Origin of the sequence: Aquimarina celericrescens (genome assembly GCF_042682765.1) — a bacterium.
Classification (GTDB): Bacteria; Bacteroidota; Bacteroidia; order Flavobacteriales; family Flavobacteriaceae; genus Aquimarina; species Aquimarina celericrescens.
In genome coordinates, this window is record NZ_JBHUHY010000002.1 from 124394 (window position 1) to 141473 (window position 17080).

Here is a 17080-nt window from a genome sequence, read left to right on the forward strand (position 1 = left end):
TACATGAGCCATAAAATTCTCTCGAATAATGTTTACTATTTGACGGAATTTCTAATTAGTTCTCTTTTAAAACAATAATAAATTATATTAGTTTCAATACAAAACGTTTAAAGCAATAATATCATTATTATTGAAGGAGTCGGCTGGGCCGCATGCCTGCATCAGTGATGATGAATCAGATATGGTTGGAGTACCATCAATATGGATGGCTCCAACCCCTGCACTACCCTCGTTAATATTTTGACCACAACTTTCTCTTGTCATAAAATCAGTATGGCGAAATCCAATACAATGACCAACTTCGTGAGCCATAGTACCTTTTACCTCGGCCAAAGAGGGATTAAGCAACTCAAACCATCTACTATTTATTCCAAAACCTTTTGCCGGATTACCTCTTCTATCTGGAAATCCAGCGGCTCTTCCTAAAGTAATAAATCCTCCAGATTCTAATTCATAAAACTCGGTAACCTCAATATTCGCTTTTCTTCTTCCATTAAGACCAAAAGCTACACGCTGAAAGGTTAACTGCAAATTTTCTGAATTGTACATAGTAATCATTGCATCTAATGCGTCTGATCCCAGGCTACCCAGAGCTGGATCTACACTTACCGTAATTACTCTTGGGAGTCCGGTTACTAAGTTTGTAGTGCGATATTGTTTTTCGTGAGGGCCAATGACTCCTTGTAATAGTTCATCGATTTGTTCAAAAGTTAAGAACATATCTTCGACTGCTACTCCTCTTTCTCCCATAAATTCAATTATACGAGCATTTTCTGTTGTGAAATGGGCTTTCTCTAATTTTGCCAAAACTTCTTTTGAAATTTCGTTTTCAAACTGACTTAATTCTTCGGGATTGTCAGAATCACAAGAAATAAAAATAGTAATCATTAAGAATACAACAGTATAAAATGATAAAACTTTGCTTTTTTTCATTTTTTTAATATTTAAGTTGGACATATTTTATTTATAGCTCAATGTAAATATTATTTCTTCAAAAAAAAGCACACGAGTATTAAAATTATAGATTAAATACATTATTCATCTGTTAAATGCGGTTAAACCATAACAATAATTTATATATATCAGAAAATTCTTTCAGTACTTTGAAGTAGCTTTAACATATTTATAAAATTAAATATTTATATTTGTGTTATGGTAGATAAAAAAATTCTAGAAATTAATAAGGCACTCTCTAATTCAACTCGATTAGCGATCTTAAAATGGTTGAAGGATCCAGAGGCTAACTTCCCTCCTCATAAAGATTTGGGACATTTTAATGATGGTGTCTGCGGCCAATATATTCAAGATAAGTCTGGTTTGTCGCAACCTACTATATCTCATTATTTATCGGGTATGCAAAAGGCAGGTTTATTGATAACCACACGACATGGTAAATGGACCTATTTTAAGCGAAATGAAGAAGTAATCAAAGAATATTTGGATACGATCTACCATAAATTATAAAAATTTAATAAAACATATTCATAAAATTAGATATTATACTTATGAAAATCTTAGTTGTAGGAGCAACAGGAACTATTGGCTCTGCTATTTACAATAGCTTTAAAGGCGCTGGGTACGAAGTATTTGGAGCACACCGACACAGTGACTCCCATCCCATCGACATTACCAATAAAGAGTCAATCGCCAATATATTTAAAACACTACCAAAATTAGATGCTGTTATTAATGCTGCAGGTACAGCTTCCTGGAAACCTCTTGCAGAACTTACTGAAGAGGATTATTATGTAGGAATACAAAGCAAACTTATGGGGCAAGTAAATCTTGTACATGTAGCAAAGGATTATCTTGCAGATAAGGGTAGTATCACCCTTACTACTGGTATTCTTGCAGAGCATTATGAACCTAATGCAGTGGCCCTGTCCTTAGTGAACGGAGCATTACATAGTTTTGTAAATGCTGCATCTAACGAATTAGAACGCGGAATTCGTTTGAATGTAGTTGCTCCCGGTGCTATTTTAGGAGATTTTCCGGCAGATCAAAAGTTTGCTGGACATTTTCCAATATCCATTGAAAAAGCTATCAAATTGTATCAACAAGCATTAACAGAAAATATCACAGGTCAAATCTTGAAAAAATACTAGTTTGAAAATACCGATTTATCAAATCGATGCCTTTACCAAAAAACTTTTTAGTGGCAATCCGGCAGCTATTTGTCCTCTACCCTACTGGCTGGATGACAAAACCTTACAAAATATCGCCATAGAAAATAATTTGGCAGAAACAGGTTATTTTGTTAAAAAAGATGATCTCTATGAAATACGATGGTTTATGCCGCATGCCGAAATAGATCTATGTGGTCATGCTACTCTGGCTTCGGCTTATGTAATCTTCAATTATTTGGATACCAAAATTAATGAGATTACATTTTCTTCAAAAAGCGGAATTCTAAAAGCTGCTAAAGAAGAAAACGGATCTATAACTTTAGATTTCCCTTCCAGACCTCCTAAACAAGTCGAGATCCCGAAGGAAATTTTTAATGCATTAAAGGCAAAACCTTTAGATGCTCATGCTTCAAGGGATCTTGTAATAACCCTTTCTTCAGAAAAAGAGGTTCTTGACGAAAATCCTAAACTCGAATTATTAACAGATTTACCATATTTAGGTATCGTCATTACAGCCAGAGGTGAAGACTCAGATTTCGTGTCTCGTGTTTTTGATGCCAATGCTAATGTATTGCCAGAGGACCCGGTTACAGGCTCTACACATGCTTCTTTAGTACCATTTTGGGCCGAAAGATTGAATAAAACTAAACTTAAAGCCTTTCAGTTATCAAAAAGAGGTGGAGAATTAGATTGCAGATTAGAAGGAGATCGCGTTTTTATGAGTGGACATTCGGTTCCTTATCTACAGGGAGAAATTGAAATATGATTTTAAAAGTGAGTCAGATATGAAAACTATTGGATTAATTGGCGGAATGAGTTGGGAATCAACTGCAATTTATTACGAATTAATTAATAAGCAAGTGAAAAAATTATTAGGGGGTTTCCACTCGGCTAAATGTATCTTAACCTCTGTCGATTTTGCAAAAATTGAATATCTTCAGCATAAAGATGATTGGGATGGCTTAAATCAATTAATGGTGAATGCGGCAAAACAATTAGAAAATGCAGGAGCCGATTTATTTATTCTTTGTACAAATACAATGCATTTGTGTAGTGAGGAAATGACAAAGAATACCTCTCTCCCATTTTTGCATATTGCTAAAGCAACCGGTGAAGCAATAAACAAAAAAGGCATAAATAAAGTAGCTCTTTTGGGCACAAAATTTACGATGGAAAAGGATTTCTATAAAAATTCACTAAAGGAATATGGAATAGAAGTCATCATCCCAAATAAGGTTGATAGAGATATTGTTCACCAAATCATATATAAAGAATTGGTTTTGGGAACTGTTAGGGATACATCAAAAAAAGAATTGATTAGAATCATAAAAACATTAGAACTTGATGGTGCAAAAGGTATCATTCTTGGATGTACAGAACTACCTATGTTGATACAACAAAAAGATGTGAATATTTCAGTATTTGATACTACAAAAATCCATGCAGAAAGTGCTGTTGAATTGGCTTTACAAAATAAAGCAATCAAATTATAATCAAACCAACATGACAGAACTAAAAATAAGCAGTGGATATATTCAAAACGTCCTAAAAAGCTAGTAGATGATAGTCATTACACATTAATCGAAAAGACTTTAAAGCTATCAGATCTAAAACCTGGCCTGGCATTGATAAAATCAGAATATTTTAGTATCGATCCAAATATGCGCATGCAGCAATCTGGAAAAGAAATGACTCCTTAGGTAAAAGATAAATCAATAAAATACAAAGAAACAATTGTGGAAGGGCTTGAGAATCTTCCAAAAGCTTTAAATATACTCTTTTATGGAGAAAATATGGGAAAACTGATTGTAAAAGTATAGCAATCCATACTAATCCATAAACAACTGATTGATCTTGGATCTTAACTTTCGCTTATAATCCTCTTCTAACCAATCCCTGTAGTTCTTGGTACTTTTACTAATACAATATGAGTATCTTTTAACTCTAAACTCTATATCTTTATCCAATAACCTGCTAAGAATACGGGCATCAAAAACGTCCTCACTATTTTCTACACACATTCTAGCATGCTGTTCTATAGATTTTTCGAGAACAGTTAGACTTCTTAAGTTATACTTTTTGGTTTTTGAGTATTCTTCTTCAATATCAAATTCTATGTCTGTTGATTCGACAAATTCTTTTCTAATCTCATCTGGCATGACATATTTAAAATTTCTTTCTATCTCTTCATCTCCTACCAAATTATCATAGTAAAAATCAGGAGATCTAAATATCGATTGCCAGTCTACTTCAGCATTCCAAAGCCCGAACCTTGCCGTGTTGTTACCCATATCTACAATTGTAAATTCAGGTTTAGTGGGTAAAATTCGAGATCCCCTTCCTATCATTTGAAAATATAAGGTTAATGATTTTGTAGCCCTATTAAGAATAATGCTTTCAACAGTAGGTTCATCAAATCCAGTCGTTAAAATGCTTACCGAAGTCAAAATAGCATCATCTGTATTTTTAAACCAAGCGAGAATATCTTCTCGTTCCTGCCTGCTATTTGTATTGTCGAGATGACGAATAGGATATCCAGCTTTTTTAAAGGTATCATATACATAAATTGATGTATTGATTCCATTATTAAAAATTAGAGTTTTTTTACCTTTTGATCGTTCTTCATAAGCCCTTAAAAGCTTATCTTGCATCATCATGTTGGTATACAACTCCTCAGAAGACTTTACGGTGTAATCACCATTCATTCCTATTTTTAAAGAACCCAATCCTACATCATAAGTGTATGTAACCGGTTTTGCCAGAAAACCATTACCTATCAAAGAATTTATGGTATCACCAACAATCAATTCATTATAATTATCTTTCATAGGAAGTTTCATGTTAGAGCTAAGTGGTGTTGCGGTAACTCCAAGAATAAAACACTTACCAAAAAACTTAAATAGTTTCCTAAACGAATTATAATGTGCTTCGTCAATAATAACCATCCCAATATTATGTAACTCTAACTGGTCATCATTAAGCCTGTTGTTAAGAGTTTCTACCATGGCTACAAAACACATATACTCCCCTTGGTCGTACAATTCTTTAACAGAACTATTGATGATCTTATTCTTAACCTGAAATTCGGTAAGCATATTAGATGTCTGACCACAAAGCTCTATTCTATGGGTAAGAACTACAACTTTTTTTTTGGTAGTTTTTATGTAGCGTCTTACAATTTCTGAAAATATAACCGTCTTTCCACCCCCGGTAGGAAGCTGATACAACAAGTTATAGCTTTCAGGAAACTCCTCGACACGACTAAATATTTTGTCGATATCCCGTTTCTGGTAATCATAAAGGACCTTTTGTTCTTTCTTTTCTATCTCTATAGGTGACAATAGTGGGCTTTGTTAAAAAATAAGCTACAAAATTAAGCACTTTAAGAAGTTATACGAAACAATTAAGCAATTATATTTCTTCACTCAAATAGTACGAAATGTTAATTATTCATAATTCCTTGATTCAAAACCCTGTCTTCCTTTAATTTTGAGTCTTAGAATTTAAGTACAATCTATGAATAAAACTGACAAAGATTTAATTCCTGTTCAGGCCCTGTTACTTCCAAAATCCATATTATATACAGGTAAAATATTAAATTGGATCTCACCTTTTTTAGCTTCCAGATTTGCCGCAAGAATATTCTTAACTCCTTTTGGTTATGAAATGCCGGAAAGAGAGAAGATAATGTATCAAAAAAGTAAAAAAGAGCTTATTTGTATAGAAAAAATTAACCGGGAGGTAATGGTATACGAATATGGTCAATCTCAAAAGAAAATATTGTTGGTTCACGGTTGGTCTGGTAGCGGCACACAACTATCAAAAATTGCCGATAAACTACTCGAAAAAGGATACAGTACAATAAGTTTTGATGCTCCGGCTCATGGCAAATCACCTGGAAAAAGAACAATGTTACCTCATTTTTTGGAGACTATTGATCATCTTGAAAAATTATATGGCCCTTTTGAGGCTGCAATTGGACATTCTCTTGGCGGAATGTCTTTACTCAGAACTACCGGGCAGGGTTTATCAATTAAGAAATTGGTAATTATTGGTACGGCAAATAGTATTACGGCCATCACTAAAAATTTTGCTAAAAACCTACAGCTTAGTAAAAAAGTGGCAGGCCTATTAAAATCATATTTTGATAATAGATATGGAGAAGACCTTGATAATTATTCTGGAGCAGTTTCGGCAAAAGGAGTTAAAATACCTACCCTTGTCGTACATGACAAAAACGATGTAGATGTGCATTATAGCTCTGCTTATGAAATACTGGAAGCTCTCCAGAAAGGAGAACTTTTGCTTACCGAAAAATTAGGACATCGAAAAATATTGGGAGATGAAAACGTGATCACCCAAATAGTCAAGTTTTTAAATGAATAACAATTATTTGTATTAGAACACATATTTTTTCGACTAATACACTATTTTAGAATTAAAATTATAGCTATGAAAAAGTTAATGTTTATACTCATTGTATTTCAACTTATAAGTTGTTCTGGGACAGCACAAAAGGCAGATAAGACTAAAGAAAAAACATATCGGGTCTCTAAAACCAAAGCTGAATGGAAAGAAGTCTTAACATCAGAGCAATTTTACATTTTAAGACAAGCCGGTACCGAAAGACCATTTTCAAGTCCGCTGAATAAAATCTATAAACCTGGTACTTTTTATTGTGCAGGATGTAATACTCCTTTATACGAAAGTGAGCATAAATTTGATAGTGGCACAGGATGGCCAAGTTTTGATCGTGCCATAGAAGGAAGTGTTGATAAAGATGTGGACTATAAATTAGGATACGCTCGCTCTGAATTGTTATGTAGTACCTGCGGAGGACATTTGGGACACGTTTTTAATGATGGCCCAAGAGAAACAACAGGAATGAGACATTGTATTAACGGTGATGCATTAGTATTTGAGCCTAAAAAAACAGAAAATGAGTAACTATCCAATACAAAAAACAGAAGCTGAGTGGAAAGAGCAACTTTCAGAAGAGCAATACCGAGTGTTACGACAGAAAGGTACCGAAAGACCTTTTACCGGAGAGTTTAACCTGCATTTTGAGGACGGAACTTATAAATGTATGGCTTGTGATGCTGCTTTGTTTGAAAGTAATTCAAAATTTGACTCCGGATGTGGATGGCCTAGTTTCGACAAATCAATTGAAGGAAGTGTAGAATATATTAGAGATACGTCGCATGGAATGATCCGTACAGAAATATTATGTGCCAATTGTGGTAGTCATTTGGGACATATTTTTGATGATGGACCCACAGAAACCGGTCAGCGATATTGCGTCAACTCCCTGAGTATAGATTTTGATAAATCTTAAAACAGTTTTTTGGAACACTTATTGATACTATTAAAAATAATTAATTCTTAATATTACTAGTTATGAAAAAGCTTTTCACACTATTATGTCTAACCACCTTATTATTTACTTCTTGTTCAAATGACGACGATTTTGTAGATTTTGATACTATTGGAACGACCATAGATTTAGATCCCGTAACTTTTGGACAACCAGATTTTGCAGTAACTTTTTCTTTTCTAGATAACGGCATAGAGGTTTTTGATTCAGATGTTGTTCAAGTATTTCGCAGAGAGGGAACCTTCAACGGTGAGCCAGTTTGGGAACCATTGCCAACAGCTTCTTTTTTCTTTTTTAACGAAACTACTGGAGCTGTAGAAGGTTTTCTGAATTATCGTTATAATTTTACCATTGATGATGTAGAGATCATATTAGATTTTGATGTTCCCGATGCAAATCTGGTAGGTCCAGAGTTTACAGTGAATCAGTTGTTTAGAATTGTAGTTGTTCCTGCTGCGTTTGCTGATGACAACAACATCAATCTAAAAGATTATAACGCTTTATCTACTGCTTTAAAACTGAAATCCAGGTCTATTCCGAAGATGTCTATTAAGCAATAATGAAGTATTTGATTAAAAAATACAGAAACGCTATTTTCTTCGGAAAGTAGCGTTTCTTCTTTCATAGAAATCTTATTGTTATTGAATATTGAATTCCTTTTTTGGTTCGCCGAATTATCCTTAAATTCGTGACTTCAAAAAATTGGAATTTATGAGCACATATGATATCATCGTTTTAGGAAGCGGCCCTGGAGGTTATGTTACTGCAATTAGAGCTTCCCAGTTAGGATTTAAAACTGCTGTTATTGAAAAAGAAAGCCTTGGAGGTGTTTGTTTAAATTGGGGATGTATTCCAACCAAAGCACTGTTAAAGAGTGCACAAGTATTTGAATACTTAAAACATGCTTCAGATTACGGACTTACTATAGAAAAGTTTGATAAAGATTTTGATGCGGTGGTAAAGCGCAGTCGCGGAGTGGCCGATGGAATGAGTAAAGGAGTTCAATTCCTGATGAAAAAGAATAAAATCGATGTGATCGAAGGTTTTGGGAAGCTAAAAGCTAATAATAAAGTGACGGTTACCGATGCCGATGGTAAATCGAGCGATTATGAAGCTAAACATATCATCATCGCTACAGGAGCCAGGTCACGAGAACTTCCTAACTTACCACAAGATGGTAAAAAGGTAATTGGTTATCGTGAGGCGATGACATTAAAATCACAACCCAAGAAAATGATTGTTGTGGGATCAGGTGCAATTGGTGTAGAGTTTGCTCACTTCTATAATGCAATGGGTACAGAAGTTACTATTGTTGAATTCTTACCAAATTTAGTTCCGCTTGAAGATGAAGAGGTTTCCAAACAATTTGAACGTAATTTCAAAAAAGCCGGAATCAAGGTAATGACCAATTCTTCTGTTGAAAGTGTAGATACCAGTGGTGATGGAGTAAAGGCTACGGTAAAAACAAAAAAAGGTGAAGAGATTCTAGAAGCTGACATCGTTTTATCTGCAGTTGGTATTAAAACGAATATAGAAAATATTGGTCTTGAAGAATTAGGAATAGCGACTGATAAAGACAAGATTGTTGTCAACGATTGGTACCAAACCAATATTCCCGGAGTTTATGCTATCGGAGATGTTGTACAAGGACCTGCATTAGCTCACGTTGCTTCTGCAGAAGGAATTACCTGTGTTGAAAAAATAGCAGGAATGCATGTTGAACCTGTTGATTATGGTAATATCCCTGGATGTACCTATGCCTCTCCTGAAATTGCCAGTGTAGGAATGACTGAAAAGCAAGCCAAAGAAGCAGGATATGAACTAAAAATAGGAAAGTTTCCTTTTTCGGCCTCTGGTAAAGCTAGTGCAGCAGGAACAAAAGATGGTTTTGTTAAGGTTATATTTGATGCAAAATATGGAGAATGGTTAGGTTGCCACATGATCGGTGCCGGAGTAACAGACATGATTGCTGAAGCCGTTTTAGGAAGAAAGCTAGAAACTACAGGACATGAAGTCCTAAAAGCAGTGCATCCTCACCCAACAATGAGTGAAGCGGTAATGGAGGCGGTTGCCGATGCCTATGATGAAGTGATTCATTTATAAATATTGAAAATCAAAAAGCTGTTACATTTCGACTACGCTCAATATAACAGCTTTTTTTACTCCTTAGGAAGAAGATCACAATACCAAAAAGAAGAATCCCAGTTCTGTTGGTCCTGGTCGTCGGTAAAGCAGTCGTCTTTATCGTCTTTAGATGGTTCATATTGTCGAAGTACCTTCTCGCCTATTTCAAAACCAATCGGTTCGTTAAATATGGGTCCATCAAAAACAAACGTATGAAATTCTCCATGCTCACCACAAGGGTCTACATTTGATGGCAAATCATTTAAAAATTCATGATCCAACAATCTTCCGCAAAAACTATCATCGAGATATTTTGCATTAACACAAACGATGATCGCTTTAAATCCTAAATCCAAAAACTCTATTACTAAATCTTTGGTATTTGTTTTCCAAAGAGGAAAGACCGTTTGAATTCCAACTTTTTTTAACTGATCCTCTCTATACTTGCGCAAATCTTCTAAAAAGATGTCTCCAAAAACACAATGGGTAAAACCATTTTCTTTTAGACTCGTTACAGTGGCTAACATCGTTCTATTATATACATCCATAGAAACCTGTGCAGGAAGGCAAACTTTTCTCAACGGAATATTAAGGCTCTCTGCCTGTTGCTCTAACAACTCTATTCTTAGACCGTGCATTGATACTCGTCTGTAATCCTGATTAACCGTAGTGATTAATTCAGAAACATGCAGTTCTTTTTGCTGTAATACACGATATAAGGCCAAAGAAGAATCTTTACCACTACTCCAATTAAAATATGTTGAATGCATTATTTATTTAAAAAACTTTGTATGGCAAGTATATAACTCTGTACGCCGAAGCCAAGAATTACTCCTTTCGCATTGGGAGATATATAAGATTGGTGTCTAAATTCTTCTCTTCCAAAAGTGTTTGAAATATGAACTTCTACCACTGGTGTTTCAACGGCTTTTATAGCATCTGCAATACCAATAGAAGTATGGGTATAAGCACCGGCATTCAGAATTACTCCATCATAATTTTCATCTGCTTCTTGAATTTTAGTAATGATCTCTCCTTCTATATTAGATTGGAAATATGCCAGTTCAACCTCTTTAAATCGAAATTGAAGAGCCGTAAAGAACTCAGTAAATGTCTGATTTCCATAAATACCCGGTTCTCTTTTCCCTAATAGATTTAGGTTAGGCCCATTGATAATGATTAGTTTCATTTATTTACTTTTTTAGTGACTGAGGGCATGGCACTAGTAATTATTTTAAAAGAGCTACAGCCGTAATCCTCATCCCTACAACCTACTGTTGTACTGCAGGCTGTTGTCTTCGGTTATTTTTGGTCTTAAATAAATATCCTACAGATAGTTGCACCATTGAAGTATTCGCTGATATATCAATAACATTGGTATTTATCACTTCGTTTATTCCTAAAACATAATGCAGTTGAAAAAATAAGCCACTTTCAGACTTGTATCCAGCACCAAAGTTCCAGCCAAAATCGAAATCCTCAAAAGTATCAAAAAATTCATCACTTTCTTCTCCCTCCGATTGTGAACTACTAGCTAAAGTAGCCAATCTAGGCCCTGTTTCAAGACTAAATCTTGGCGTAAAATAGTATTTGGCGATAATAGGCAGTGCCAAATAATTAAGACTGATCTTATTCTCAATTCCGTTTTCCTCTATCGTGTATCCTTGTGCAGAGTACAAAACTTCTGTTTGTATATAAAACCGTTGAGAAACCGGAAATTCTATTACCGCCCCCAAATGCATACGAATTCTGGCATCTGTATCATCAAGATCACCAGTTATATTCGCATAATTAAGCCCCACTTTAAACCCTGCGCGAGTATACAAAGGATCTTCATCCTGTGCTTGCAGCAAAAAAAGTGGAAGAAACAGTAAGATAAGTATAAGACTTGGCTTTTTCATAATAACGCTATTACAACTCAAAAGTAGTTTTATTTTTTAAAAGTAACCATAAAAAAAGCACCTTGAATTTTCTTCAAGATGCTTTTCGAGTACTTTATTGTTAATCTATATTTTAGAACTTGTATCCAACAGAGATCTGAACTACTCCATTTTTTATTTTATTATCATCACCATCAGGTCTATCATCCGCAAGGTCTGTTAAACCTAAGTTGTAGCGTGCATCAAAGAAAATGCCAGCAGGTAGTTGATATCCTGCACCAAAGTTAAGACCAAAGTCTATGCTTTTAAATGCATCTTTAATATCCTCGTCAAATTCAATAGTTTCACCATTAAAAGTTTCTTCTCCTTCAGCATTAGCAGAAAGTAAAAACCCTATTTGAGGACCAGCGTGAAGGCTTAGTCCCGGAGCTACATAATATTTTGCCATCAAAGGAAGATTAAGATAATCTAGCTTTGTCGTTTGTTCAAAACCCGTTTCTTCAACCTTAGCTCCTTGAGCAGAATATACTAATTCTGGTGCAAATGCAAATTTTTCAGAAAGTGGAATCTCTACAACAGCTCCCAAATGAAAAGAGGTCCTTCCATCTAAGTCATCGGTTCCATCACCGTTAAGACTCGCAAAGTTAATACCGGCCTTTGCACCAAATCGAATTGTTTCTTCTTGCGCAGTGGCTACTAGACTAAAAGAAGCTAATACTGCAAATACTAAAAGTTTTTTCATAAAATGATTGATTTTTAAAAAATTCATCGACAAAACTATATTTTTTATCGGCATAATGAATATTTTTCATCATTTTTTTACAATTTAATAAAACTACCATATTTAAACATCTGACAATCAGATGTCTAATGAAGCAAAAAAATATATTGCCAATATTTATAAAAATTAAGCGTTTTGTACAAGTCAATACTAGTTTAATATTAACATTTAAACAAATAATGATTATGAAAAAACTAATGTTAACTGCTTTGGCAGTAGTAAGTTTTGTAGTGGCTAATGCCCAGGAAACAAATAATGCATCTGAGGGTTTTAGTAAGGGAGATATCTTTATCTCAGGAGCGGTAAGTTATGGTTCAGAGAAAACAGGAGATACCAAAGAAAACACCCTCACCTTGACTCCTCGCATTGGATATTTTGCCAACGAAAATTTTGTGGTTGGACTTAGAGCAGGATACATATCACAATCCTTGGAAAATACATTTTTCGAAGATGTTTTTTTGGAAGAATTAGATATTAATAGCTTTGAGATTGGTGGTTTTGGTCGATACTATACCACTCCAGTGAACAAATTTTCATTTTTTGGAGAGTTAGCGGTAAGCTATATCAGTATCGATACCGATTTTGATACTGGTGATTTTAAAACTGATGGTTTTGGTATCGGGTTTAGCCCTGGTCTAAGTTATTTTCTTAATCCGAATATAGCAATAGAAGCGGCATGGGGAGCATTATCTTATGTAACCGTGGAGCCCGATTTTGATGGTGCTGAATCTACAGATACGTTCGAGATTGGTTTGGATCTAGACGATATTACATTGGGTCTAGTGTACAAATTCTAAAATGAATGATCATAGCAAATTATAAGCCATCCCAGTTTTGGGATGGTTTTTCTTTTTATATTCGTTTTATGAAATGGGAACATGCTATAAAAGACTATGTACACTATTTGCGAATAGAAAGAGGGCTTTCTGAAAATTCTATTATTAGTTATACGCTCGACCTTAAACGTTTACTTACTTTTATGGAAAATTCAAATATTGATGCCTCTCCTGTTTCCATAGAAAAAGAAACCTTACAACAGTTTGTTTTTCAAACGGCAAAGTTGGTCAATGCGCGTTCGCAATCAAGAATCATCTCGGGATTAAGAAGTTTCTTCAACTATCTGGTTTTTGAAGATTATAGAGAATCAAACCCTATGGATCTCATTGAATCTCCAAAAATTGGCAGAAAACTTCCTGATACACTTTCAGTTGAAGAAATAGATGAAATTATAGCCCAAATCGACCTAAGCAAACCAGAAGGAGAACGCAATAGAGCCATTATAGAAACATTATATGGTTGTGGCCTTCGCGTAAGTGAATTAACCGAACTCAAGTTGTCTAACCTCTTTTTTGATGAAGGATTTATTAGTGTTACTGGAAAAGGTGATAAACAACGATTTGTTCCTATAGGTGAAACTACCCAAAAATATATTCACATTTATGTTAATGAGATCAGAAATCATCTTACTATCAAGAAAGGTCACGAAGACACCTTATTCTTAAACCGAAGAGGAAGTCAGCTCACCAGAGCAATGATCTTTACTATAATCAAACAATTGGTAGAAAAAGCCGGAATTCGCAAAAAAGTCAGTCCGCACACTTTTAGACACTCATTTGCAACACATTTATTAGAAAACGGTGCAGATTTACGCGCGATTCAGTTGATGTTAGGCCATGAAAGTATTACCACTACAGAAATTTATATGCACGTAGACAGAAGTCACTTGACTGAAGTTATGAATAGTTTTCATCCCAGGAGATGATAAAGCAGTACTATAAGTTACGTTCTGAAAATCGAACGAATCTATTTTAAAATATTAGTAATGAAATATAATGCCCATGTCGTCCTGAACTTTTATGCTGAGCTTATCGAAGTATTGATTTAGGATCTCATCTATAGAGATCTCTAATTATAAGCATAGCGGTATGCATAAAAATCCTTCATTAGCATAAAAAGGAGAATAAGAAAGCTAATTGGTAGAAGTTAATCAATTAACTAGGTACTTCAAATTAAAAAATTGGGTAAGTTAACCTCTCAAAAAATATTCGGAAAAGATTGTTTTCTTCAAATTTTAGTAAAAAAAGACCTTCCATATTAATGAAAGGCCTCTATATGATTTGTCACTATGTTCTTTTCAACCTTAAATTTAGTTTGTTTTAACACATTCTAATTAGGTCTTGTTGCTCTTCCCGATGGCATAGCGTTATCAATCGACATTATCACAGGATTTGCTGGGCCAGTTGTAATACCTGCTGTTGCACTAAGCGGTTCAATAAAAAATGGTTCTGGATCATTATCCTGAAAAGGTTCTACAGTAATAAACACTCTTTTGCTAGTAACTTCTGCAGGTAAAGTTATGCCTGTCAATGGGATTTGACTAGGTAATACCAAAAAATCTTCTCCCGGGAATTGAGGTACAGTTCCTCCAGAACCTTTGAAGAAATTTCCGTCATCTGTTGCATCGACTTTTGAAAAAGTACCCGTAGATAAAGTTTTATTTCCAAAATCTACCCATCCTTCGTATCGCCAACCTGTCGCAAGCTCTGGTAAAGATAATCCGGGAGCATCTGTTCCTTCCCTAAACCAAACTCCAAATTCGTCATTTCCATTATCTAAATCATTTACATCATCGGTTGGTGTGTCAAGGTAAAATTGTCCTGATACATTAGAAACATCTGCTACAACGGTTTGAAAAACAAGTTGAGCCGATGTCCCATTGAAATTTCCTGCTAAAATTTTGGCATCTGAGGGACTATTGTCATTATCCCCTCGAGGTTCAATAGTTACAATAAATTGTGATGCTGCCTCAAGATCTGCTTCAAGTACATTTAAACGTACAGTTCCAGAAGGATCAGTAAATTTGTCTGTAGGTACGGCTTGGCCATCTACAATAATCCATCCTTGATATGTGGTTCCTCCTGTAAGTGGTTCCAATCCTATTGTTTCTAATTCTAATGTAGCCACTGGCGGCCCGTCATCGCTTGAGCACGATACTATTAACACAGCCATAACGGCTATGGTCGCCATTAAAACTCTTCTTATCATTATTCTGCTTTTAAGTTATACGTAAATAAATTTCATCACTACGAAAATAACTCTAAAAAGCATACAAAATTGTATGAATACTTACAATATTTACTGTTACTAAGACGACTTTTTATCAGGAATTGATCGTTGCTTAAACAACTCTAGAAAAGCAGTTCCTATATTAGCAACAATATCCCCCGCCACTACGGCTTCAAAACCAGTTTGATGAGCTGCTTCATCTCCTGCACTACCATGTAAATAAACACCAAATACGGCTGCATGTAAAGGACTATACCCTTGTGATAATAAACCGGTAATTATTCCTGTAAGTACGTCACCACTTCCGGCAGTAGCCATTCCAGGGTTTCCGGTATTGTTTATATACAACTGGTCCTTGTAAACCGTTATAGAATTGGCTCCTTTAATAACAACAATACAATCATGTCTCTTAGAAAATTCAATGGTCTTATTCAATTTATCAAAATCATCTTTCCATCTCCCGATTAATCTTTCTAATTCTTTGGGATGCGGAGTTATTATTGTTTGAGTTGTAAGGTTTTCAAGCAGTTTTGGATGTTTTGCCAGAATATTGATGCCGTCTGCATCTATTACAATAGGCGAAGTATTATTTTTTAAAAAATTACTTAACGCTTTTATCGTCTTTTCATTCGTTCCCAGTCCTATTCCTATTCCTACAGCAGATGGCTTAAAATCCAAATCTATTTCTGATAGCTCATCGTCATCATCCGTTATAACCATAGCTTCTGGCACGGCAGTTTGTACTATAGCGTAACCACATTCGGGCACATAAGCAGTAGCTAAACCTGACCCGGTTTTCAAGGCTGCTTTAGTGGCTAAAACAACACTCCCTATTTTACCATAACTCCCCCCTACCAGTACACTATGACCATAGGTTCCTTTATGACTATATTTGAACCGAGAACGATACAAGGGTAAAACTTCATTTTTACCAATTAATTCTGCTATTCCCGGACTTTGTTGCAGGAATTCACGATTTAACCCAATATCAACAATCTCGATATCCCTGGCATATATTCCTGTTTGTGGTAAAAAGAAAACCAATTTTGGCAATTGAAATGTAACGGTAACATCAGAATATATAACACTTTCGGGATCATCTGGAATTTTATCTGCATACAAACCCGAAGGAATATCTACCGAAACCGTAAAGCATTTTGATTTGTTAATGTGCTTTATCAATGTTGCAACCCATGGTACGAGCGGTCTGTTAAGGCCTATCCCAAAAATGGCATCGATGACAATATCCTGATCTAAAAGAGTCGGGAAATCTTGTTTTGATTTCAACTGTACGGGCCATTCACTCGCAACATCTTTAAGTCTATCATAATTAGCCAAAAAATCTTTTGACCTGTTATCACTAAAATTCACTATATAAGTTCGCACATGATATCCATGTTTTTCTAATAATCGAGATATCACCAAACCATCCCCGCCATTATTTCCAATCCCGCAAAAAACATGTATGGGTATAGGTGTTCCTTGCAAACGATTATGAAGTAAATCAAATACTTTTGTAGCCGCTCTCTCCATTAATTCTAATGAGCTTATTTTTTCTGAAGTAATAGTAGCTTCGTCAGCCATTCGCATTTGTTGCACAGATAGTATTTTCATTTGATATTTTTAGGAATTTTACAACGAAATAAGTTATATGTTATTGAATTAACAAAAGTTTAAGTATTGTACTGATTTAATTTTCTCTAAAAATAAAAAATTATACATTTGATCC

Annotated in this window: 20 protein-coding genes; 12 read left to right on the forward strand and 8 right to left on the reverse strand. The window is 34.9% G+C overall.

Annotation, left to right across the window (positions count from 1 at the left end; genetic code table 11):
- Nucleotides 1–93: 93 nt before the first annotated feature.
- On the reverse strand, nt 94–933 hold the full coding sequence (locus ACFSJT_RS00570) for a M57 family metalloprotease (RefSeq protein ID WP_378318226.1): 840 nt from the start codon (nt 931–933) through the stop codon (nt 94–96).
- Nucleotides 934–1152: 219 nt separating this feature from the next.
- On the opposite strand from ACFSJT_RS00570, the gene ACFSJT_RS00575 reads away from it, so the two are divergent.
- From ACFSJT_RS00575 to ACFSJT_RS00595, 5 genes are read left to right on the forward strand one after another with little or no spacing between them, the layout of a single operon-like run.
- A complete protein-coding gene (locus tag ACFSJT_RS00575) occupies nt 1153–1464 on the forward strand; it encodes an ArsR/SmtB family transcription factor (RefSeq protein ID WP_378318228.1) in 312 nt (103 codons plus the stop codon).
- 41 nt (nt 1465–1505) lie between these two features.
- Complete coding sequence (locus ACFSJT_RS00580; protein WP_378318229.1) at nt 1506–2105, forward strand: short chain dehydrogenase; 600 nt, start codon at nt 1506–1508, stop codon at nt 2103–2105.
- Nucleotide 2106: 1 nt separating this feature from the next.
- Nucleotides 2107–2892 carry a PhzF family phenazine biosynthesis protein gene (locus ACFSJT_RS00585; RefSeq protein ID WP_378318231.1) on the forward strand — a complete coding sequence of 262 codons (786 nt, stop codon included), beginning with the start codon at nt 2107–2109 and terminating at the stop codon, nt 2890–2892.
- A gap of 19 nt (nt 2893–2911) precedes the next feature.
- Nucleotides 2912–3619 carry an aspartate/glutamate racemase family protein gene (locus ACFSJT_RS00590; RefSeq protein WP_378318233.1) on the forward strand — a complete coding sequence of 236 codons (708 nt, stop codon included), beginning with the start codon at nt 2912–2914 and terminating at the stop codon, nt 3617–3619.
- A 36-nt stretch (nt 3620–3655) separates the two neighbouring features.
- On the forward strand, nt 3656–3826 hold the full coding sequence (locus ACFSJT_RS00595; protein ID WP_378318884.1) for a hypothetical protein: 171 nt from the start codon (nt 3656–3658) through the stop codon (nt 3824–3826).
- A 129-nt stretch (nt 3827–3955) separates the two neighbouring features.
- Here the strand turns inward: ACFSJT_RS00595 and ACFSJT_RS00600 are convergent, their stop codons facing one another.
- Nucleotides 3956–5467 (reverse strand): DEAD/DEAH box helicase, encoded by a 1512-nt coding sequence (locus tag ACFSJT_RS00600; RefSeq protein WP_378318235.1) that lies wholly within the window; start codon nt 5465–5467, stop codon nt 3956–3958.
- A 175-nt stretch (nt 5468–5642) separates the two neighbouring features.
- Between ACFSJT_RS00600 and ACFSJT_RS00605 the strand changes: the two genes are divergently transcribed.
- The 5 genes from ACFSJT_RS00605 (at nt 5643) to lpdA (ending at nt 9603) form a co-directional block, all read left to right on the forward strand.
- Nucleotides 5643–6512, forward strand: a complete 870-nt coding sequence (locus ACFSJT_RS00605) for an alpha/beta hydrolase (protein ID WP_378318237.1) — start codon at nt 5643–5645, stop codon at nt 6510–6512.
- A 66-nt stretch (nt 6513–6578) separates the two neighbouring features.
- Entirely contained in the window at nt 6579–7073 is a 495-nt protein-coding gene (msrB, locus tag ACFSJT_RS00610) for a peptide-methionine (R)-S-oxide reductase MsrB (protein ID WP_378318239.1), read from the forward strand.
- Complete coding sequence (msrB, locus tag ACFSJT_RS00615) at nt 7066–7461, forward strand: peptide-methionine (R)-S-oxide reductase MsrB (protein WP_378318240.1); 396 nt, start codon at nt 7066–7068, stop codon at nt 7459–7461. Before msrB (ACFSJT_RS00610) ends, msrB (ACFSJT_RS00615) begins: the two co-directional genes overlap by 8 nt.
- A 62-nt stretch (nt 7462–7523) precedes the next feature.
- Entirely contained in the window at nt 7524–8060 is a 537-nt protein-coding gene (locus tag ACFSJT_RS00620; protein ID WP_378318241.1) for a hypothetical protein, read from the forward strand.
- A gap of 151 nt (nt 8061–8211) precedes the next feature.
- Nucleotides 8212–9603, forward strand: a complete 1392-nt coding sequence (gene lpdA, locus ACFSJT_RS00625; RefSeq protein WP_378318242.1) for a dihydrolipoyl dehydrogenase — start codon at nt 8212–8214, stop codon at nt 9601–9603.
- Between the two features lie 56 nt (nt 9604–9659).
- Here lpdA and ACFSJT_RS00630 read toward each other — a convergent pair whose 3' ends face one another.
- The 4 genes from ACFSJT_RS00630 to ACFSJT_RS00645 all read right to left on the reverse strand — a co-directional run bounded on the left by ACFSJT_RS00630 (nt 9660) and on the right by ACFSJT_RS00645 (nt 12246).
- On the reverse strand, nt 9660–10394 hold the full coding sequence (locus tag ACFSJT_RS00630) for a Dph6-related ATP pyrophosphatase (protein ID WP_378318243.1): 735 nt from the start codon (nt 10392–10394) through the stop codon (nt 9660–9662).
- Nucleotides 10394–10813, reverse strand: coding sequence for a type II 3-dehydroquinate dehydratase (gene aroQ / locus ACFSJT_RS00635; protein WP_378318245.1), 420 nt, complete (start codon nt 10811–10813; stop codon nt 10394–10396). The genes ACFSJT_RS00630 and aroQ overlap by 1 nt, the downstream gene beginning before the upstream one ends.
- Nucleotides 10814–10895: 82 nt before the next feature.
- The gene (locus ACFSJT_RS00640; RefSeq protein WP_378318246.1) at nt 10896–11525 is read right to left on the reverse strand and encodes a porin family protein; all 630 of its coding nucleotides are present in this window, start codon (nt 11523–11525) and stop codon (nt 10896–10898) included.
- A gap of 112 nt (nt 11526–11637) precedes the next feature.
- Nucleotides 11638–12246 carry a porin family protein gene (locus ACFSJT_RS00645; protein ID WP_378318247.1) on the reverse strand — a complete coding sequence of 203 codons (609 nt, stop codon included), beginning with the start codon at nt 12244–12246 and terminating at the stop codon, nt 11638–11640.
- Nucleotides 12247–12470: 224 nt separating this feature from the next.
- Between ACFSJT_RS00645 and ACFSJT_RS00650 the strand changes: the two genes are divergently transcribed.
- Nucleotides 12471–13082: an outer membrane beta-barrel protein gene (locus ACFSJT_RS00650; RefSeq protein WP_378318248.1), complete on the forward strand. Its 612-nt coding sequence runs from the start codon at nt 12471–12473 to the stop codon at nt 13080–13082.
- Between the two features lie 68 nt (nt 13083–13150).
- Nucleotides 13151–14047 carry a site-specific tyrosine recombinase XerD gene (xerD, locus tag ACFSJT_RS00655; RefSeq protein WP_378318885.1) on the forward strand — a complete coding sequence of 299 codons (897 nt, stop codon included), beginning with the start codon at nt 13151–13153 and terminating at the stop codon, nt 14045–14047.
- 404 nt (nt 14048–14451) lie between these two features.
- Here xerD and ACFSJT_RS00660 read toward each other — a convergent pair whose 3' ends face one another.
- Both ACFSJT_RS00660 and ACFSJT_RS00665 read right to left on the reverse strand, forming a co-directional pair.
- A complete protein-coding gene (locus ACFSJT_RS00660; protein WP_378318249.1) occupies nt 14452–15330 on the reverse strand; it encodes an anti-sigma factor in 879 nt (292 codons plus the stop codon).
- Between the two features lie 99 nt (nt 15331–15429).
- Nucleotides 15430–16965: an NAD(P)H-hydrate dehydratase gene (locus tag ACFSJT_RS00665; RefSeq protein ID WP_378318250.1), complete on the reverse strand. Its 1536-nt coding sequence runs from the start codon at nt 16963–16965 to the stop codon at nt 15430–15432.
- Nucleotides 16966–17080: the final 115 nt, after the last annotated feature.